This window comes from Amnibacterium sp. (assembly GCF_025463795.1).
Classification (GTDB): domain Bacteria; phylum Actinomycetota; class Actinomycetes; order Actinomycetales; family Microbacteriaceae; genus Amnibacterium.
The window spans coordinates 1-18,822 of sequence record NZ_JAODBE010000065.1; the positions used below are offsets into that span (position 1 = coordinate 1).

At 72.8% G+C, this 18,822-nt stretch carries 18 protein-coding genes and 1 pseudogene; 9 read left to right on the plus strand and 10 right to left on the minus strand.

The genetic code is table 11. The annotated features are described in order from the left end of the window. A pseudogene (locus tag JWQ92_RS06285) lies at nucleotides 1–594 on the minus strand (hypothetical protein); the annotation flags it as partial. Nucleotides 595–910: 316 nt separating this feature from the next. After that, complete coding sequence (locus JWQ92_RS06290) at nucleotides 911–4,309, minus strand: pyruvate carboxylase (protein WP_297343613.1); 3,399 nt, start codon at nucleotides 4,307–4,309, stop codon at nucleotides 911–913. 75 nt (nucleotides 4,310–4,384) lie between these two features. Here JWQ92_RS06290 and JWQ92_RS06295 point away from each other — a divergent pair, with 75 nt between their 5' ends. After that, nucleotides 4,385–5,215, plus strand: a complete 831-nt coding sequence (locus JWQ92_RS06295) for a ParA family protein (protein WP_297343614.1) — start codon at nucleotides 4,385–4,387, stop codon at nucleotides 5,213–5,215. Between the two features lie 329 nt (nucleotides 5,216–5,544). Next, the gene (locus tag JWQ92_RS06300) at nucleotides 5,545–6,237 is read left to right on the plus strand and encodes a GDSL-type esterase/lipase family protein (RefSeq protein WP_297343615.1); all 693 of its coding nucleotides are present in this window, start codon (nucleotides 5,545–5,547) and stop codon (nucleotides 6,235–6,237) included. 38 nt (nucleotides 6,238–6,275) lie between these two features. Here JWQ92_RS06300 and JWQ92_RS06305 read toward each other — a convergent pair whose 3' ends face one another. The 4 genes from JWQ92_RS06305 to JWQ92_RS06320 all read right to left on the minus strand — a co-directional run bounded on the left by JWQ92_RS06305 (nucleotide 6,276) and on the right by JWQ92_RS06320 (nucleotide 8,763). After that, a complete protein-coding gene (locus JWQ92_RS06305; RefSeq protein ID WP_297343616.1) occupies nucleotides 6,276–6,821 on the minus strand; it encodes a MerR family transcriptional regulator in 546 nt (181 codons plus the stop codon). A gap of 139 nt (nucleotides 6,822–6,960) precedes the next feature. Further along, nucleotides 6,961–7,662, minus strand: a complete 702-nt coding sequence (locus JWQ92_RS06310; protein ID WP_297343617.1) for a MerR family transcriptional regulator — start codon at nucleotides 7,660–7,662, stop codon at nucleotides 6,961–6,963. Further along, entirely contained in the window at nucleotides 7,659–8,030 is a 372-nt protein-coding gene (locus tag JWQ92_RS06315) for an FHA domain-containing protein (protein WP_297343630.1), read from the minus strand. The genes JWQ92_RS06310 and JWQ92_RS06315 overlap by 4 nt, the downstream gene beginning before the upstream one ends. 97 nt (nucleotides 8,031–8,127) lie before the next feature. Continuing rightward, nucleotides 8,128–8,763: a CDP-alcohol phosphatidyltransferase family protein gene (locus tag JWQ92_RS06320; protein ID WP_297343618.1), complete on the minus strand. Its 636-nt coding sequence runs from the start codon at nucleotides 8,761–8,763 to the stop codon at nucleotides 8,128–8,130. 55 nt (nucleotides 8,764–8,818) lie between these two features. Here JWQ92_RS06320 and JWQ92_RS06325 point away from each other — a divergent pair, with 55 nt between their 5' ends. Further along, a complete protein-coding gene (locus JWQ92_RS06325) occupies nucleotides 8,819–9,259 on the plus strand; it encodes a hypothetical protein (RefSeq protein ID WP_297343619.1) in 441 nt (146 codons plus the stop codon). Between the two features lie 5 nt (nucleotides 9,260–9,264). On the opposite strand, the gene JWQ92_RS06330 is transcribed toward JWQ92_RS06325, so the two are convergent. From JWQ92_RS06330 to JWQ92_RS06345, 4 genes are read right to left on the minus strand one after another with little or no spacing between them, the layout of a single operon-like run. Further along, nucleotides 9,265–10,152, minus strand: a complete 888-nt coding sequence (locus JWQ92_RS06330) for an NUDIX hydrolase (RefSeq protein WP_297343620.1) — start codon at nucleotides 10,150–10,152, stop codon at nucleotides 9,265–9,267. A gap of 31 nt (nucleotides 10,153–10,183) precedes the next feature. Beyond that, complete coding sequence (locus JWQ92_RS06335; protein WP_297343621.1) at nucleotides 10,184–11,173, minus strand: NAD-dependent epimerase/dehydratase family protein; 990 nt, start codon at nucleotides 11,171–11,173, stop codon at nucleotides 10,184–10,186. Beyond that, nucleotides 11,170–11,508 carry a hypothetical protein gene (locus JWQ92_RS06340; RefSeq protein WP_297343622.1) on the minus strand — a complete coding sequence of 113 codons (339 nt, stop codon included), beginning with the start codon at nucleotides 11,506–11,508 and terminating at the stop codon, nucleotides 11,170–11,172. Before JWQ92_RS06340 ends, JWQ92_RS06335 begins: the two co-directional genes overlap by 4 nt. 27 nt (nucleotides 11,509–11,535) lie before the next feature. Beyond that, complete coding sequence (locus tag JWQ92_RS06345; RefSeq protein WP_297343623.1) at nucleotides 11,536–13,239, minus strand: sodium:solute symporter family protein; 1,704 nt, start codon at nucleotides 13,237–13,239, stop codon at nucleotides 11,536–11,538. Nucleotides 13,240–13,432: 193 nt separating this feature from the next. Between JWQ92_RS06345 and JWQ92_RS06350 the strand changes: the two genes are divergently transcribed. The 6 genes from JWQ92_RS06350 to JWQ92_RS06375 all read left to right on the plus strand — a co-directional run. Beyond that, nucleotides 13,433–14,359 (plus strand): dihydrodipicolinate synthase family protein, encoded by a 927-nt coding sequence (locus JWQ92_RS06350; RefSeq protein ID WP_297343624.1) that lies wholly within the window; start codon nucleotides 13,433–13,435, stop codon nucleotides 14,357–14,359. Continuing rightward, nucleotides 14,359–15,360 carry a proline racemase family protein gene (locus tag JWQ92_RS06355; RefSeq protein WP_297343625.1) on the plus strand — a complete coding sequence of 334 codons (1,002 nt, stop codon included), beginning with the start codon at nucleotides 14,359–14,361 and terminating at the stop codon, nucleotides 15,358–15,360. Before JWQ92_RS06350 ends, JWQ92_RS06355 begins: the two co-directional genes overlap by 1 nt. A 49-nt stretch (nucleotides 15,361–15,409) precedes the next feature. Beyond that, nucleotides 15,410–16,111, plus strand: coding sequence for a hypothetical protein (locus JWQ92_RS06360; RefSeq protein ID WP_297343626.1), 702 nt, complete (start codon nucleotides 15,410–15,412; stop codon nucleotides 16,109–16,111). A gap of 56 nt (nucleotides 16,112–16,167) precedes the next feature. Further along, the gene (locus tag JWQ92_RS06365) at nucleotides 16,168–17,202 is read left to right on the plus strand and encodes a PLP-dependent cysteine synthase family protein (protein ID WP_297343627.1); all 1,035 of its coding nucleotides are present in this window, start codon (nucleotides 16,168–16,170) and stop codon (nucleotides 17,200–17,202) included. Beyond that, on the plus strand, nucleotides 17,193–18,494 hold the full coding sequence (locus JWQ92_RS06370; protein WP_297343628.1) for an NtaA/DmoA family FMN-dependent monooxygenase: 1,302 nt from the start codon (nucleotides 17,193–17,195) through the stop codon (nucleotides 18,492–18,494). The genes JWQ92_RS06365 and JWQ92_RS06370 overlap by 10 nt, the downstream gene beginning before the upstream one ends. 1 nt (nucleotide 18,495) lies before the next feature. Continuing rightward, nucleotides 18,496–18,822: aromatic amino acid lyase (locus JWQ92_RS06375; protein ID WP_297343629.1), on the plus strand; the 327-nt coding region annotated here is incomplete at its 3' end.

Below are 18,822 nucleotides of genomic sequence, written 5' to 3' on the forward strand. Positions count from 1 at the left end.
GGCCCCGTCGAGGCGCGGGACCTCGCCGGTGGCACCGGGCCGGTGACCGCCGAGCGGGCCGACGGGCGAGGGGCCGCCGAGCAGCGCGTCGTAGGCGCTGCCGGTACGGCGGCTCACGGGCGTGCCGCCGGTGGTGCGGGGTACCGGGCCGGTGGCGCGGTTGATCGCGCCCGTCGTGCGGGGCACCGAGCCGGTCGGGTTCGAGGGGCGGCCGCCGGACGGGGTCCAGGGCACCGGCACCTCGGTGGTGGGCGCATCGCTGCGCACGATGTCGACGCTGGACGTGCCGGTGTCACCCACGGATCCGGGATCCACGGTGATGTCGTCGATGCGCACGGCCGCCTCGTCCTCGGGCACCTCGCGCCTCGGCAGCGGGGGCAGATCGATCTCGATGGACGGGTGCCCGAGCAGCGGGCCGAGGTTCCCCGAGGGGTTCACCCGGCCGGCAGCGGATCGGCGGCCCAGCTCGTCACCGGCGGCGCGCGTCACGAGCGCCACCTGCAGGGGCTCGTCGGAGAACTCCGGCGCGTCGTCCATGCGGGTGCCGTCGAGCAGACCACCGGAGGAGTCCGGCTTGTTGCGCTTGTTCACCACGGCTTCAGCTCCCTTGGCGGGGTCATTGGGTTCGACTCTAACTTGAGACTTGGCCGTAGCCCGGAAGGCGACGCGGCGTGCCAGCCACGGCCGGGACGCGGCGTGCCGGTCCTGTCGGCGCGGCGCACCGGGTCCGTGCGCCGTTCCCATTGTGCGCCCAGGGCCGCTGGGAACGGCAATCGTGCGGCGTCAGCCGACGACGACCAGGAGATCGCCTGCCTCGACGTGCGCGGTGGAGCTCAGGGCGACGGCCATTTCTGGCCGTCGCCGCGACCCCAGCGCCGGCGCCCGTCTCGGGCGCCGGTTCACCCGGCCCTCACTGGACGACGACCAGGAGATCGCCTGCCTCGACTTGGCCGGTCCCCGACACCACGAGCCGCGACACGGAGCCGGCGACGGGCGTCGTGATGGACGCCTCCATCTTCATCGCCTCGATGGTGGCGACGGTCGCGCCCGCCTCGACCCGCTGCCCCTGCTCGACCTTGACGGTGACGACGCCCGCGAACGGCGCGCCGACCTCGCCGGCCCGGTTCGGATCCGCCTTCTCGGAGGAGCGCTGGGTGACCGTGATGCTGCGGTCCCGCACGAAGACGGGCCGCAGCTGACCGTTCAGGGTGGTCATGACGGTGCGCATGCCCTTGCCGTCCGCCTCGCCGATCGCCTCGAGCGCCACGAAGAGCTGCACGCCCTTCGCGATCTGCACGCTGTGCTCGGCCCCGGGCTGGAGGCCGTAGAGGTAGTCGGCGGTGTCGAGGATCGACAGGTCGCCGAACAGCTCGTGCAGCTCCCCGAACTGCCTCGTCGGTCCCGGGAAGAGCAGGCGGTTCAGAGCGGCCCTCCGCGTGGCGGCGTCGCCGGCGAGGGCGTCACGGTCGTCGTCGCCGAGCGGGGTCACGCCGGTCTTCACCGTGCGGCCCTGCAGCACCTTGGTGCGGAACGGCTCGGGCCATCCCCCCGGCAGGTCGCCGAGCTCGCCGGCCATGAAGCCGACCACGGAGTCGGGGATGTCGTAGCGCTCCGGGTGCTGCTCGAAGTCGTGCGGGTCGGCCTCGGTCGCGGCGAGCTGCAGGGCGAGGTCGCCGACGACCTTCGACGACGGGGTGACCTTCGGGATGCGGCCGAGGATGCGGTTCGAGGCCGCGTAGAGGTCCTCGATGAGCTCGAACCGGTCGGCGAGCCCGAGCGCGATGGCCTGCTGGCGCAGGTTCGAGAGCTGGCCGCCCGGGATCTCGTGGTGGTACACACGGCCGGTCGGTCCGGGCAGGCCCGACTCGAAGGGCCGGTAGAGCCGACGCACGGCCTCCCAGTACGGCTCGAGGTCGGAGACGGTCTTCAGCGGGATGCCCGTGTCCCGCTCGGTGTGCGCGAGGGCGGCGACGAGCGCGGAGAACGACGGCTGGCTCGTCGTGCCGGCCATCGGGGCGGCGGCGACGTCGACCGCGTCGGCGCCGGCATCGCTGGCGGCGAGCAGCGTCGCGAGCTGGCCCCCCGCGGTGTCGTGGGTGTGCACGTGGACGGGCAGCTCGAACTCGCGGCGGAACGCCTCGACGAGCTTCGCCGCGGCGCGCGGCCGCAGCAGACCGGCCATGTCCTTCACCGCGAGCACGTGCGCCCCGGCCTCGACCATCCGCTCCGCGAGCCGCAGGTAGTAGTCGAGCGTGTACAGGTCCTCGCCCGGATCGAGCAGGTCGCCCGTGTAGCAGACCGCGGTCTCGGCGACGGCGGTGCCGGTGGCGAGCACGGCGTCGACGGCCGGCCGGATCTGCGCCACGTCGTTCAGGGCGTCGAAGATGCGGAACACGTCGACGCCCGTGGCGGCCGCCTCGGCGACGAAGGCGTCCGTCACCTCGGTCGGGTACGGCGTGTAGCCGACCGTGTTGCGGCCGCGCAGCAGCATCTGGATCGCGACGTTCGGCAGCGCCTCGCGGAAGGCGGCGAGCCGCTCCCACGGGTCCTCGCCGAGGAAGCGCAGGGCCACGTCGTAGGTGGCGCCGCCCCACGCCTCGACGGTCAGCAGCTGCGGGGTGAGGCGGGCGACGTGCGGCGCCACAGCGACGAGGTCCTTGGTCCGCACCCGCGTCGCGAGGAGGGACTGGTGGGCGTCACGGAACGTCGTCTCGGTGACGGCGAGCGCGGTCTGCTCGCGGAGGGCCTTCGCCCAGCCGGCGGGGCCGAGCTCGATCAGCCGCTGACGGGACCCGGCGGGCGGGGCGGCCGTCGTGTCGATCGCCGGCAGCTTCGAGGCGGGCGTCGGGCCCGCCGGCTTGGGGCCGTTCGGCTGGTTCACGGTGACGTCCGCGAGCCAGTTGAGGATCTTCGTGCCGCGGTCCCGGGACGGGTTCTGCCGGAAGAGCTGGGGCCGCTCCTCGATGAAGGCGGTCGAGAGGTCACCGGCGACGAAGGCCGGGTCGTCGAGCACCGCCTGCAGGAACGGGATGTTCGTGGCGACCCCGCGGATCCGGAACTCCGCGAGCGCGCGCCGCTCGCGGGCCACGGCGGTCGCGAAGTCGCGGCCGCGGCAGGTGAGCTTCGCGAGCATCGAGTCGAAGTGCGGGCTGATGTTCGCGCCCGGGTTGATCGTGCCGCCGTCGAGGCGGACGCCGGCGCCGCCCGGCGAGCGGTAGGTGGTGATGCGGCCGGTGTCCGGCCGGAAGTTCGCGTTCGGGTCCTCGGTCGTGATGCGGCACTGCAGGGCGGCGCCCCGGATCGCGAGGTCCTCCTGACGGAGGCCGAGATCGGCCATCGTCTCCCCCGCCGCGATGCGCATCTGCGACTGGACGAGGTCGACGTCGGTGATCTCCTCCGTGACCGTGTGCTCGACCTGGATCCGCGGGTTCATCTCGATGAAGACGTGCTCGCCGGCCCGCTCGCCGGCCGTGTCGAGGAGGAACTCCACGGTGCCCGCGTTCACGTAGCCGATCGACCTGGCGAACGCGACGGCGTCGCGGTAGAGCGCCTGCCGCGTCGCGTCGTCGAGGTTCGGCGCCGGCGCGATCTCGACCACCTTCTGGTGGCGCCGCTGCACCGAGCAGTCGCGCTCGAAGAGGTGGAGCGTCGTGCCCGCGCCGTCGGCGAGGATCTGCACCTCGATGTGCCGGGGCCGCAGCACGGCCTGCTCGAGGAACATCGTCGGGTCGCCGAACGCCGAGTCCGCCTCGCGCATCGCGGCGGTGAGCGCCTCTTCGAGGTCCTCGCGCCGCTCGACGCGGCGCATCCCCCGGCCGCCGCCGCCTGCGACGGCCTTCGCGAAGATCGGGAAGCCGATCTCATCGGCCGCGGCGAGCAGCTCGGCCACGTCGCGGCTCGGCTGCGACGACTTCAGCACCGGCACGCCGGCAGCGACCGCCTGCTCCTTCGCCGTCACCTTGTTGCCGGCGGACCGCAGCACGCGCGCGGGCGGCCCGATGAAGGTGATGCCGTTCGCGGCGCACGCCTCGGCGAGGTCCGGGTTCTCCGAGAGGAAGCCGTAGCCCGGGTAGACGGCGTCCGCCCCGGCCTCCTTCGCGACGCGGATGATCTCCGCGACGTCGAGGTACGCCCGCACGGGATGACCGGGCTCGCCGATCTGGTACGCCTCGTCGGCCTTCTGCCGGTGCAGCGAGTCGCGGTCCTCGTAGGGGAAGACCGCGACCGTCCTCGCGCCGAGCTCGTACGCGGCCCGGAATGCGCGGATGGCGATCTCGCCGCGGTTGGCCACGAGGATCTTCTGGAACACGGCGGAACTCCTCGCTGTCGACGGCGGGGGGTGTCGTCCCCGATGCTTTCCGGGGTCACGGCTAACCTAGTCGCCGTGCATGTGCTGAGCGTCAGCTCGCTCAAGGGCGGGGTCGGGAAGACCACGGTGACCCTCGGGCTCGCGTCGGCAGCGTTCGCGAAGGGCGTTCCGACGCTCGTCGTCGACCTCGATCCGCAGTCGGACGTGTCGACGGGGATGGACGTCCCCGTCTCGCCGATCAACGTCGCCGACGTGCTGGCGAGCCCGAAGGAGAAGACGGTCCGCGCCGCAATCAGCCCGAGCGGCTGGACGCGCGGACGCGGCGGCGTGGTCGACGTGATGGTCGGCTCGCCGTCCGCGATCAACTTCGACGGACCGCATCCGTCGGTGCGCGACATCTGGAAGCTCGAGGAGGCGCTCGCGCACGTCGAGGCCGAGTACGACCTCGTGCTCGTCGACTGCGCGCCCAGCCTCAACGCCCTCACCCGCACCGCCTGGGCGGCGAGCGACCGGGTGTCGGTCGTCACCGAGCCCGGCCTGTTCTCGGTCGCGGCGGCCGACCGGGCGCTGCGGGCGATCGAGGAGATCCGCCGGGGCCTGTCCCCCCGCCTGCAGCCGCTCGGCATCATCGTGAACCGCGCGCGGATGCAGAGCCTCGAGCACCAGTTCCGGATCAAGGAGCTGCGCGACATGTTCGGCCCGCTCGTGCTCTCGCCGCAGCTGCCGGAGCGCACGTCGCTGCAGCAGGCGCAGGGCGCGGCGAAGCCGCTGCACGTCTGGCCGGGCGAGAGCGCGCAGGAGCTGGCGGGCATGTTCGACCAGCTGCTCGAGCGGGTGCTCCGCACGGGCCGAGTCGGCGAGTACGCGACGGGCGGCATCCCGCAGCAGGTGGCGCGCGGCGCCTGAGTTCCTGGTCGTGGGCAGTGCGGCGCGGCGCGAACCGGACCCCTGCCCTCGTTCCCGGCCGGGGAGCGCCGCGCCTCCCGTTCCCGACGCACCTCGTGCTTCCCCGGGCTCGATGTACGGGTTTCCCCCGATGCGCGGTCGTGCCGTCCCCTCCTAGCCTCGCCGCGACGGCGAACGGGACAGGACGCGGGCATGATCGGACGAGGTGCGACGCGACGTGTCGTCGTGGCGCTGGCGGCGCTGGCGGCGCTCGCCGGCCTCTCGGGCTGCGCCGGCGGCAACGCCACCACCTCGGTCACCACGAAGCCGGCCGCGCCCCTGATCTCGTCGTGCTCGGGGACTCGATCCCGTACAACAGCCCGGACGACTGCCCCGGCTGCACGGGCTTCGTGACGCGCTACGCGAAGGCCGCCACCGCGGCTCTGCACCGCCCGGTGCGCGTCTCGAACCTCTCGCAGCACACGGGGCTGACGCTGCCGCAGCTCCTCGACGAGCTCGCCACGTTCAAGGCGAAGGTGGCCGCCGCCGACATCGTCGTGGTCGCCATCGCCCACAACAGCTTCGAACTGAACGCCGACGAGCCGTGCGGCGCTCCCGTCGTCAAGGACGAGCCCGACTGGCCGAAGCTGACCTCGGCCTGCTCCGCGGCCTCGGCGCGGGCGGCTCGGCCGCTGCACGACCGGCTCTACTCCACGATCGCGGCATGGCGGGCGGGCAAGCCGACGGTCCTGCGCACCCTCGACCGCTACGACGACTGGGCCGGCTGGAGCGAGCACCCCATCTCGGCGCAGGCGACGGCGACCGTGCGGCGCTTCCTCGACGACTGGAACGCGACCATCGCCGCGTCGGCCGCCGCGAACGGCTTCACCTGCGTGAAGGTGCACGCCGCGATCAACGGGCCGGACGGCACCCGGCCGTCGGGCGATCTGCTCGCCCGCGACTACACGCATCCGTCCGACGCCGGCAACGCACGGATCGCCTCCGCCCTCGTCGCGGAGGGCTTCGCCCCTCTGGCCGACTGAGCGCGCTGCAGCGGCCTGAGCAGCCCGCAGCGCGCGGCTCAACCCGCGGCGCGGGCCGCCCTGCGCTGAGCGAGCTCGTCCATCGGATCGGCCTGCTGCGCGTCGAGCTCCACGAGGTTCGACTCGACCTCGCGGAGCACCTTGCCCACCGCGATGCCGAAGACGCCCTGCCCACGGCTGACGAGGTCGATGACCTCCTCGCTCGAGGTGCACAGGTAGACGCTCGCGCCGTCGCTCATCAGCGTCGTCTGCGCCAGGTCCGTGATCCCCGAGTCACGCAGCTGATCGACAGCGGTACGGATCTGCTGCAGCGAGATCCCGGTGTCCAGAAGCCGTTTGACCAGCTTCAGCACCAGGATGTCGCGGAACCCGTACAACCGCTGCGAACCGCTCCCCGCCGCCCCGCGGATCGTCGGCTCGACCAGTCCGGTCCTCGCCCAATAGTCGAGCTGCCGGTACGTGATCCCCGCTGCGCGCGCGGCGATGACGCCGCGGTACCCAGCGGAGTCGTCCAACTCCGGCATGCCGTCCGTGAACAGCAGGCCGAGGTCGTACCGGTCTTCGCTCCGATTCACCTCAGTCATGAGGAACGCCTTCCACCCCCCACACGTTCCCGCCAACGGCAGGACGCGTTCGGGGGTTCACGCTACCCAGAGGACGGGCGCCCGGCAACGACATCCGCATTCCGGGCGGCGGCGTGTCGGGCGCTGTCATGCGGTGCTCCTAGGACGCGTGCTTGGCGAGGGTCGCTCTGACCAGCGCCGATCGCACGGTGTCGAGTCGGTTGGCGAGCTCCACAGCCCGCTCGTCGGCCTTCGCGCGGCTCGCGGCATCGGGCCGGCGGCGCATCGGCAGGAGCGCGTTCGCGACGAGCTCGAGCTCCCGCTCGACCGCGATCCGCATCGCGCGGAGGTGCCGCGGCTCGATGCCGGCGCTGCGCAGGTCCACGAGCGCCTTCAGCGTGGCGAGGGCCGTGTCGTCGTAGAGCTCGGCCGCGGGCAGCAGGCCGGCGCCGACCGCGTCGTTCATCAGGTCGGTGCTCGCCTCGGTCTCGCTGAGCAGCTCGTCACGCGAGTAGCGGCGCTCGGTGCCGAGGATCGACGGCGACCCGGCCGCCGTGCCCGGCCAGGCCGGGTCGCGGCCCGCGTCGAGGTCGGCGAGGTACTTGCGGATGACCTTCAGCGGCAGGTAGTGGTCGCGCTGCATGAGCAGCACGAGCTTGATCCGCTCGATGTCCGCCGGCGAGAAGCTGCGGTACCCGGACGCGGTGCGGGCCGGATGGATGAGACCGCGGTCCTCGAGGAACCGCAGCTTCGACGGGCTGAGCTCCGGGAAGTCGTCGGCGAGCCGGCCGAGGACCTGCCCGATCGAGAGCGTGTTCGGCAGCGTCGCCGGCTCGCGGCGCTGCGGCAGGGCGGCGCTCACCGGGCCGCGAGCCGCGCGAGGTCGAGCCGGGAGGCGTAGAACGTGAGCCGGAACTTGCCGATCTGCACCTCGGCGCCGTCGGACAGCAGCGCCGTCTCGATCCGCACGCCGTCGAAGAACGTGCCGTTCAGGCTGCCGAGGTCCTTCACCTCGAACGCCGTGCCGTGCCGCAGGAACTGCGCGTGCCGGCGGGAGACGGTGACGTCGTCGAGGAAGATGTCGGCGGACGGATGCCGGCCCGCGACCGTGACGTCGGAGTCGAGGAGGAACCGGGCGCCCACGTTCGGACCGCGGCGCACCACGAGCAGCGCCGATCCGGAGGGCAGCGCGTTGACCGCCGCCTGCTCCTCGGTGGACCGGCCGGCCATCTGGGACAGCTGCGAGCCGAACTCGTAACCGAACGACGCGGTCGTCTCGGGCCCCGAGTACGGGTCCTCACGACGCCCCTTGGGGCGGTCGTCACGCTCATCGACCATCGGGCGACCTCCTCTGGCGAATCAGGGTAGCGGACGGCTCCGGCGTGTCGTTCCGGTGGCCGACGATGGTCCTCCGGGCGGACAGCGTGTAGCCGATGCCGGCCGCCCAGTAGAGCGCGGCTCCGACGACCGCCACGCCGATGCCGATCGGCAGCAGGATCCGCGCGGTGCCGGGGAACGCGCCTGCGACCACGAGCAGCGGCAGGGCGGACAGGAGCAGGAACGTGGCCGCCTTGCCCACCCGGGTGACGGGAGGCGGCGCGGTCCGGTGCCGCGCGAGCACGGCACCGAGGCACAGCATGCCGACGTCGCGGGCGAGCACGACGAGCAGCAGCCACAGCGGCAGGAATCCGCGATAGGTGAGGCCGATGGTGGCGGAGAGGATCGTCAACCGGTCCGCGACGGGATCGAGCAGCTTGCCGAGACGCGTCACCTGGTGCAGCCGGCGGGCGAGGAAGCCGTCGAGGAAGTCGGTCACGCCGCCCGCCACGAGCACGACGAGTGCCAGCACATCCTGCCCCGTGATCAGGAACCCGAGGAACACCGGGATGAGGGCGACGCGCGCCAGCGAGAGCAGGTTGGGGATGGTGAGCAGCTCGTCGCTCACCGGCTCGTCGCTCGGCACGGGGGTCGAGTCTACGGACCCCGCTCCGGTCGGACGGGGCCGATAGCCTCCCGCCATGTCGTGCATCCGGTTCAGCACCCCGGCGCAGCGGGCGCAGATCCGCGGCGATCCTGCGGCGATCGGCGCCGCGGATGCGGCGGTCCTGCACCTCGCGCCACCGGTCACGGAGAGCAAGCTCGCCCGCCTCCGGCTGCTCGCCCGGCACGCGAGCTCCGGCATCCGGCAGAGCGTCGCGTCGAACCGACACGCGCCCGCCGACCTGCTCGCGGCGCTCGCCGCGGATCCCGAGGCGGCGGTGCGCGGGGAGGTCGCGCGCAACGAGGCGGCGCCGGTTGAGCTCATCGAGGCCCTGGCGCAGGACCGCGACGCCCGCGTGCGCTGCTGGGCCGTGCTGAACCCGGGGCTGCCCGCGTCGGCGGTGCCGGCGCTGCTCGAGGACCGCGACGCGCAGGTGCGCCGCCTGGCCGGCTGGCGACGCGAGCACGCCGCGGTCTGATCGCTCTAGCCGAGCTGGTCCAGCAGCTGCGACGGACCCGTCACCTCGACGGCGCCCGCGGCCCTGACCCGGGCGGCGAGCTCCCGGTCCGCCGTGACGACGCGGACCCGGCGGCCCCGGGCCACGAGGGCCGCGGTCTGCGCGACGATCTCCGCGTCGCCGTCCGAGGACGCGGCGACCACCGTCAGCGCCGGATGGGCCGTGGCTGCCGCGGGCCGGGCGGCCCCCTCGACCACGGCCACGACCTCGGGCCATGACGCGATGAGCGGCAGCGGGCCGCTCCCGTCCGCGGGGAAGCCCGCGGACGCGCGCACGGCGAGGGCGGTCAGCAGTCGGGTCGCCGCACCGGACCGGTCGCGCCACCACCCGTCGGGTCGCGAGCCCACGACGTTCGCCACGTCGACGACGAGCGCGGGCCGGACCGGCAGCAGCGCGCGCAGGTGCGGCCACGCGTCGGCGAAGCCCGGGTGGAGGGGCAGCTCGGCGACGCGGTCGGCCGCCACCCACTCGAGCGCGGTGCTCTCCGGATCCGACACGGCGATCGGCAGGGCGCTCGGCGCATCGGCGGCGACGGTCGTGTAGCTCCAGACGTCGAGGTCGAGCCGCACCGCGAACCGCGGCCGCAGCAGGGCGGTGTCGATCCCGGTCTCCTCCCGCGCCTCCCGCAGGGCGCCGTCGATCGAGGACTCCCCCACGTCGCGGGCTCCGCCCGGCAGGCCCCAGGTGCCGCCGAAGTGGCTCCACGCGACGCGGTGCTGCAGCAGCACCTCGTCGTCGGGCGTGACGGCGAGCAGCCCGGCCGCGCCGGCCCGGCCCCAGAAGCGGCGCCCGTCGGGCAGCTCGACCCAGCCGTCGCCGCTGCCACGCGGCCGGTGGGGCGGGACGGTGGTCATGCCGTCACCGTATTGAACGAGTCCGGGGGCGCTAGCGGGCGGCGGCCACCAGGCGGTCGAACGCGGCGTCGAGCCCGGCGTCGACCTGCTGCGCGTCCGGATGGGCGTCGTACCAGCCGATCGTGCGCCTGGCGCCGACGGCGTACGGGATCGTCGTCGTGAACTCCGGGACGAGACGACGCAGCTTCGTCGTGTCGAAGAGCATGGAGTGCGCCTTGTCGCCGACCAGCCCGGGACCGTTCTCGGGGAGCGCTGCCGCGATCGTCTCGGAGGCGACGTGCACGAGCTCCGGCTCCGCGCCCGCAGCGCGGCCGAGCCACGTGTACACCTGATCCCACGTCGGCGCCGACTCTCCGGTGATCGTGTAGGCGTTGCCGAGCGTCTCGGGGCGCCCGAGCAGACCGACGAAGCCCACGGCGAAGTCGTCGGTGTGGGTGAGCGTCCACTGGGTCGTGCCGTCGCCGTGCACGACGACCGGCTTGCCCTGCCGCATGCGGGCGACGTCCGTCCAGCCACCGAGCGTGGGCAGGGTCGTGTCGTCGTAGGTGTGCGAGGGCCGCACGATCACGGCCGGGAAGTGGACGTCGCGGTAGGCGGTGACCAGCAGGTCCTCGCAGGCGATCTTGTCGCGGGAGTACTGCCAGAACGGGTTCTTCAACGGGGTCGACTCCGTGACCGGCACCGACAGCGGCGGCTTCTGGTACGCGGAGGCGCTCGAGATGAACACGTACTGCCCGGTGCGGCCGGCGAACCGGTCGACGTCGGGCTGCACGTGGTCGGTCGTGAAGGCCACGAACTGGGACACGGCGTCGAACTCGCGCCTGCCCAGCACCTCGTCGACGGCGGCCGGGTCGCGCACGTCGGCCACGAGCACCTCCACCCCGTCGGGCAGGGGGCGGATGCTCGTGCGGCCCCGGTTCAGCACCGTCACGTGGTGGCCGCGCTCCACCGCGAGGCGCACGCTCGCCGCGCTGATGATGCCGGAACCGCCGATGAACAGCAGGTCGAGCGGGGCGCTCATCGGGAGCCCTCCGCGTCGTCGGCCGCCTCGTTGGCGTCTTCCTGGGTCAGGATCTTCACGATGTCCTCCTCGGGGACGGGGCTCAGGCGGTCCCAGATCAGGAACAGCACGCCCAGCACGATCATGGCGATGCCGGCCCACAGGTTGATCGCGATGCCGCCGGTCTTCGTGAGGTCGGCGGCGCCGTGCACCAGCCCGACGATCGTCGTGAGCACACCGTAGAGCAGGAACAGCGCACCGAGGATGCGGCGCAGGTCGAAGCGCCGAGTCGAGGCGATCAGGCGTCGCTTCTCCTCCTCGGTCGGCCTGCGGTCCACGGACAGCTGCTCGGGCATTTCGGATCTCCTGTCGGGGACGTGCGATCAGAGGAACGGGAGGTAGAGCACGACGCAGAGCACCAGGGCGACGCTGCCGAGGAGGGCCGGCGACCTGTACCAGGCGGTGTCGCCCACGACGGCGTCGCCCTTCAGGTCGATCTTGCCGACGCCGTAGACGAGGCCCTGCAGCTCGCGGTCGCTCTTCGCCTTCGTCACGAGGCTGAGCACCACCGCGACGATCGCGACGGTGCCCACCGAGATCATCGCGCCGTAGAGCGTCTCGGCGGTCGCGGTGGCGAAGATCGGCGCCTTGTTCGCGACGCTGATCTGGTACGCCGTGAAGACGGCGGCGGGCGCCAGGATGCCCGCGATGTACGACCACAGGGCCGCGGTCGTGGTCATCCGCTTCCAGAGCAGGCCGATGATGAAGACGCCGAACAGCGGTGCGTTGAAGAACGAGAACAGGGTCTGCAGGTAGGTCATGATGTTCTGCGCGCCGGCGGCGATGAAGGCCGTGAGGATGCCGACCAGCACCCCCGCGACCGTCACCCAGCGGCCGACGCGCAGGTAGTGCGCGTCCGACCGGTCGCGCTTGATGTAGCGCTGCCAGATGTCGTACGTGAAGACGGTGTTGAAGCTCGACACGTTCGCCGCCATGCCCGCCATGAACGAGGCGAGCAGGCCGGTGACCGCGACGCCGAGCACGCCGCTCGGCAGATACATCTGCATCAGCTTCGGGATGACGCTGTTGTAGGTGAGGCCGGAGTGACCCGCGCCCGAGAGCGCCTTGCCGATCACGGCCGCGCCGATCAGGCCGGGGATCACGGTGATGATGGGGATGAAGAGCTTCGGGAGGGCGCCGATCAGCGGCGTGCGACGGGCCGCGGACATGTTCTTGGCCGAGAACGCCCGCTGCACCTCGGTGAAGTTCGTGGTCCAGTAGCCGAAGGAGAGCACGAAGCCGAGGCCGAGCACGATCGCGAGCCAGTCGGCGCCGATCGGGTTCGTGACGTCGCCGATCGAGGTGCCGGCCCAGGCGTGCAGCAGCTTGCCGCTCTGCGTCCTCTCGAGGGCCGCGGTGAGCCCGCTCCAGCCGTGGACGCGGTTCAGGCCCACGATCGTGAGCGGCACGAGCCCCGCGACGATCACGAAGAACTGCATCACCTCGTTGTAGATCGCGGACGACAGGCCCCCGAGGGTGATGTACGCCAGCACGAACGCGGCGGAGACGACGATCGCGAGCCACTGCGGCCAGCCCAGCATCGCCTCGATGACGATCGCCATCGCGAAGAGGTTGATGCCGGCGATCAGCACGTTCGAGACGGCGAACGCGAGCGCGTTGACGATGTGCGGCGCCTTGCCGAAGCGGCGCAGCATGAACTCCGGGACGCTGCGCACCCTGGACGCGTAGTAGAAGGGCATCATCACGAGCCCGAGGAAGACCATCGCGGGCACGGCGCCGATCAGGTAGTAGTGCAGCGTCGACATGCCGATCTGGGCACCGTTGGCCGCCATCCCGAGGATCTCGGTCGCGCCGAGGTTCGCGGAGATGAAGGCGAGCCCGGTGATCCAGGCCGGCAGCGAGCGGCCGGACAGGAAGAAGTCCATGCTGCTCTTCACGCGGGTCCGGGCGATGAATCCGATCCCGATGACGACCGCGAAGTACACGATGATCATCAGGTAGTCGACCCACGAGAGGTCCAGACGGATCCCGTTCCCCGTCGCCTCGACCACGGTGCCGGTCAGCATCGACGCCTCCGCTCCCGTCGTGCCGCGATCCCCGGTGCGTCCAGGCGTTCTTCCGCGCTCGCTCGACGGTCGCTCACGGTATGCCCGACGGTTCGAAAGGTTCCTGGGTACTGCCTGGAGGGGGTCTGACAGCGGGCGTTCGGGTCGGTCTCCCGCCGTCGATACGCTCGAGGCCGACGGAAGGGGCACCCGCATGACGGACCGCACACTCGACCTCGGCGGTGTGGTGGTCGCCACGACCCTGCCGTTCCGGCCCGACGACGCGGCCCCCGCGGGACTCGCGGTCGACTACGACCGCTACGCCGAGCACTGCCTGTGGCTGATCGAGAACGGCTGCCGGGGGGTCGGGCCCAACGGCTCGCTCGGCGAGTACTCGTCGCTGACCGACGAGGAGCGGCGGCGCGTCGTGCAGACCGCCGTCGAGGCGGTCGGCGGGCGCGGTCTCGTCATCGCGGGGGTGCACGGCGTCGGCTGGCATCAGGCGCGCCGGTGGGCGGAGCTCGCGGCCGAGGACGGCGCGGACGGCGTGCTGCTCCTGCCGCCGACGCTCTACCGCGCCAACCGGCAGGAGGTCCTGACCCACTACGCGAAGGTCGACGAGGTCGGCCTGCCGATCATGATGTACAACAACCCGATCGACACGAAGGTCGACCTCACGCCGGACCTCGTCGCCGAGCTCGCCGAGCTGCCGAACGTCGTGGCCGTGAAGGAGTTCTCGCTCGACGCCCGGCGGGTGCGCGAGATCCGGGACCGCTGCGACATCGACGTCATCGCCGGTGCGGACGACCTGCTCTTCGAGGCGCTCGTCGCCGGCGCGACCGGCTGGTTCGCCGGGTACCCGAACGCGTTCCCCCGCGAAGCGGTCGAGCTCTACGAGCTGCTGACGACCGGGCGGATCCCCGAGGGCCGCGCCCTGTTCGAGCAGATGGCGCCCGTCTTCGCCTGGGACTCCAGGACGGAGTTCGTGCAGGCGATCAAGCTCTCGATCGACGTCGCCGGCGAGAGCACGGGCGGCCCGACCCGCCCGCCCCGCGGCCCGCTCTCCCCTGACCAGCAGGCCGTCGTGCGCCGCGACACGGAGCGCGCGCTCGCCTACAGCCGCTCCCGCGCCTCCGCCTGATGCGCATCTCGCGCCTGATCAGCGCGGTCGACTCCCACACGGAGGGGATGCCGACCCGCGTCGTCACCGGCGGGATCGGCGTGATCCCCGGCGACACGATGAACGACAAGCGCCTGCACTTCATGGCGCACCTCGACTCCCTGCGGCACTTCCTGATGGACGAGCCGCGCGGGCACGGGGCGATGAGCGGGGCGATCCTGCAGCCGCCGACCCGGCCCGACTGCGACTTCGGCGTCGTCTACATCGAGGTGTCCGGCTGCCTGCCGATGTGCGGCCACGGCACCATCGGGGTCGCGACCGTGCTCGTCGAGACCGGGATGGTGCCGGTCGTCGAGCCCGTCACCACGATCCGCCTCGACACCCCGGCGGGCCTCGTGATCGCGCGGGTCGCGGTATCGGAGGGGCATGCGGACTCGGTCACGATCGAGAACGTGCCGAGCTACCCGGAACGGCTCGACGCCGTCCTCGACGTGCCCGGGTACGGCGAGGTGCCCTACAGCCTCGCGTTCGGCGGCAACTTCTACGCGATGGTCGAGCTCGACGCCGTCGGCCAGCCCTTCGACCGCGCGGCGCAGCGGCCGATCGTCGAGGCGGGCCTCGCGATCATGCGGGCGATCAACGAGACGGCGGCGCCCCGGCATCCGGAGATCGAGGGCGTCGACCACTGCCATCACGTCGAGTTCCTCGCCCCGGGCTCGACCGCCCGCCACTCGAGGCACGCGATGGCCATCTTCCCCGGCTGGTTCGACCGCTCCCCCTGCGGCACGGGCACCTCCGCGCGGATGGCCGAGCTGTGGGGCCGCGGGGAGCTCGGGCTCGACCAGGACTTCGTGAACGAGTCGTTCATCGGCAGCCGCTTCGTCGGCCGGCTGGTGGCCGAGACGGAGGTCGCGGGCATCCCGGCCGTGGTGCCCGCGATCACCGGCCGCGCCTGGGTCACCGCCCGCGCGGACTACCTGCTCGATCCGTCGGATCCGTTCCCCACCGGCTTCGTCTTCTGACCCCACTAGATTGACGCGATCAGCCCCACCCCGGGCCGGAGGGATCGACGTGGCGAAGAAGTCGAAGAAGTCGAAGAAGTCGGAGCGCGCCGGCGAGAAGCGGGCCGACAAGGACGCGACGAAGACGGCGGAGTTCGGCGCCGAGAAGCAGGCCCGCAAGGACGCGAAGGCCGCTGCGAAGCAGGCGAAGGCCGAGAAGAAGGCCGCAGGCACGAAGCCCGCGAAGCGCCCCGACCAGGTCGAGGTGCTGAAGCTCGCCCTCCGCGACACCGAGGCGAAGCTCGTCGACGCCGAGCACCGGCTGCGACAGGTGCAGCAGCAGCTCGACGACGAGCGGCGCGCGCTCGCCCTCGCCGCTGAGGAGGTCGCCGCCGAGGCCCTCGTGGACGCCGCCGTGGCCGAGACGGTCGCGGAGGCGGTCGCCGAGGCCGAACTCGTCGCCGGCGGCGAGGAGCCCGGCGTCGTCGCCGAGATGGTCGCCGAGACCCTCGAGACCGTCGCAGCCGAGGCCGATCCCGCGCCCGCCGAGCCGGACCACGCCGGCGAGGCGGAGGACGCCGCGGCCGCGTTCACCGAGGCCGCGGCGGGCGCGGAGGCGCTCACGCCGCCGCTGCCGAAGGTGCCCGCCGCCGAGGTGCCGAGCGAGGGGTGGACGCTCGTCCGCCTGCGCGAGGAGGCGCGCCGCCGAGGTCTCACCGGCACCTCGAACCTGTCGAAGGCCCGCCTCGTGGAGCGGCTCACCGCCTCCTGACGTCACCGGCCGTCATCCGGCCGCCCGGCGCTGCTCCGGCTCCTACCCTGGAACGGATGTCCCGTCCCGATCTGCGCGACCCCGTCGCCGCGCCCCCGCGTCCCGTCCGCTCCACCCGCCCGCCGCTCCCCGGCGTCGCCGACTCGGTGCTCGACCTCATCGGATGGACCCCGATGGTGCGGCTCGGCCGGCTCGCCGGCGACCTGTCGGCCCAGGTCGTCGTGAAGCTCGAGGGACGGAATCCCGGCGGCAGCGCGAAGGACCGGCCCGCCCTGCAGATGATCCGCACGGCCGAGGCCGCCGGCGACCTGCTCCCCGGCGCGACGATCGTCGAGTCCACCTCGGGCAACACCGGCATCGGGCTCGCCCTCGTCGGCCGGCTCACCGGCCATCCGGTCGTCATCGTGCACGGCCCCGCCATGTCCCCTGAGAAGCTCGCGCTGCTCCGCCTCTACGGCGCGGAGCTGGTCGAGGCCGACTGGGACGCCGGCCCCGACGACCCCGCCAACCCCCGCGCCGTCGCCGACCGCATCGCGTCGGAACGCCCGCACGCATGGCGGAGCGGCCAGTACGACAACGCCGCGAACCCGGCGGCGCACCTGCTGCACACCGGGCCGGAGGTCTGGCAGCAGACCGGCGGCCGGATCACCCACCTCGTCGCGAGCATCGGCACGGGCGGCACGATCACCGGCACGGGCCGCTACCTGAAGGACGTGTCCGGCGGCGCGGTCCGCGTCATCGGCGCGAACCCCGCCGGCTCCACCTACGGCGGCGGTGCGAACGGGCCGATCGGCATCGAGGGCGTCGGCACTCGCTGGCCGGCGAGCCACTGGCCCCGCACCTTCGACCCGTGCGTGCCGGACGAGATCCGATCGGTTCCCGACGACGTCGCGTTCGCGACCACCCGCCGGCTCGCCGCCGAGGAGGGGCTGCTGCTCGGCCCGTCGTCGGGACTCGCGGTGGCCGTCGCCCTCGAGGTGGCCCGCGGGCTCGGGCCGGACGCCGTCGTGGTCGCCATGGCGCCCGACGGCGGCGGCAACTACCTGTCGGCCCTCGCGCCGGCGGAAGGGACGACGACGGCATGGCGCTGAAGCACTTCGGCTGGTTCCTCGGCGCCGGCTTCGGCGTGCAGGGCTGGGGCGACCCGACGTACAAGGTCGGCTACGACTGGACGCAGCCGACGATCTATCAGGACGCGGCGCGCCTGTTCGAGGGATCGGGACTCGACCTCTTCGTGATCGAGGACGGCGTCGCGGTCCCGGACACCTACCGCGGCACCGCCGAGGTCAACCTCGCCGCCGCCCGGTTCGTGCCGAAGCACGACCCGATCCCCCTCGTGCCCTACCTGCTCGGCGCGACCGCGCGCATCGGGATCGTCCCCACGCTCTCGGCGAGCTTCACGGAGCCGTACACCGCCGCCCGCCTGCTCGCGACGCTGCAGCACTTCGCCCACGGCCGCCTCGGCTACAACGTGGTCACCTCCGGCAGCGACCTCGCCGCCCGCAACTACGGGCTCGACAAGCAGACGGAGCACGACCTCCGCTACGACCGCGCCGACGAGTGGGTGGACGTGGTGAAGGCGCTCTGGCGCAGCTGGGAGCCCGGCGCCGTGCTCGAGGACACCGCCGCAGGCGTCTACGCCGACCACACGAAGGTGCATCCCATCCACCACGAGGGGCGCTTCTTCACGGTCCGCGGGCCGCTGAACGCCCTGCCCCCGGCCGAGGAGCCGGTGATGGTGCAGGCCGGTGCCTCCGGCCGCGGCCGGACCTTCGCCGGCCGTCACGCCGACGTGATCCTCGCGCTCGCCTCGACACCGGAGCGGATGAAGGCCCACCGCGACGACATCCGCCAGGTGGCGGCCGAGCAGGGCAGGGATCCCGACGACCTCACCGTGCTGTTCGTGGTGAACCCGATCCCCACCGCCACCGCGGCGGAGGCGGCCGACGTGCGCGCCCGCCGTGCGGAGCTCACGGGGGCGGCGATCGACGAGCAGCTCCAGTCGATCTCGTACCTCACCAACGTCGACTTCGCCCGCTTCGACCTCGACGCACCGCTGCCGGAGCTCACGACGAACAGCAACCAGGGCACGCTCGACAACTTCGTGCGGAGCGCGCCGGCCGGCGCCACGCTGCGCGAGATCCTCGCCGCACGCGCGAAGGCCGACGGGCTCGCGGTCGTCGGCACGCCCTCCCAGATCGCCGACCGTCTCGGGGACCTCGCGGAGGGGAGCGAGGCGGACGGCTTCCTCTTCACCGGGCAGGTGCACCCGGCGCACGTGCACCGCACGCTGGACCCCCTCGTGCCGGCGCTCCGCGATGCCGGCCTGCTGCGCGCCCAGCTCGGCGACGGCGGCCTGCGCGCGAACCTCGCGGACTTCTGACGTGGCGATCGTGCTGGGCGCGGATCCGCTCACCGCGGACGAGCTGCTCGCGATCGCGGACGGCGAGAGGGTCAGCCTCTCCCCCGCCGCCCGCGCACGCATGACGGTGGCTCGCAGCGTGCTCGAGCAGGCCCTCGAGGCCGGCGACGCCGTCTACGGGCTCACCCGTCGCCTCGGCGCAGGGCACGGCGACCAGGTCGCCGACCAGGCCGCGTTCCAGCGGCAGGTGCTGCGCAACCACCGCGCCGACATCGGCGACCCCGTGCAGGCGACCGTGGTGCGCGGGGCGATGGCCGCCCGGCTCGCGCACCTCGCCGCCGGCGGGGCC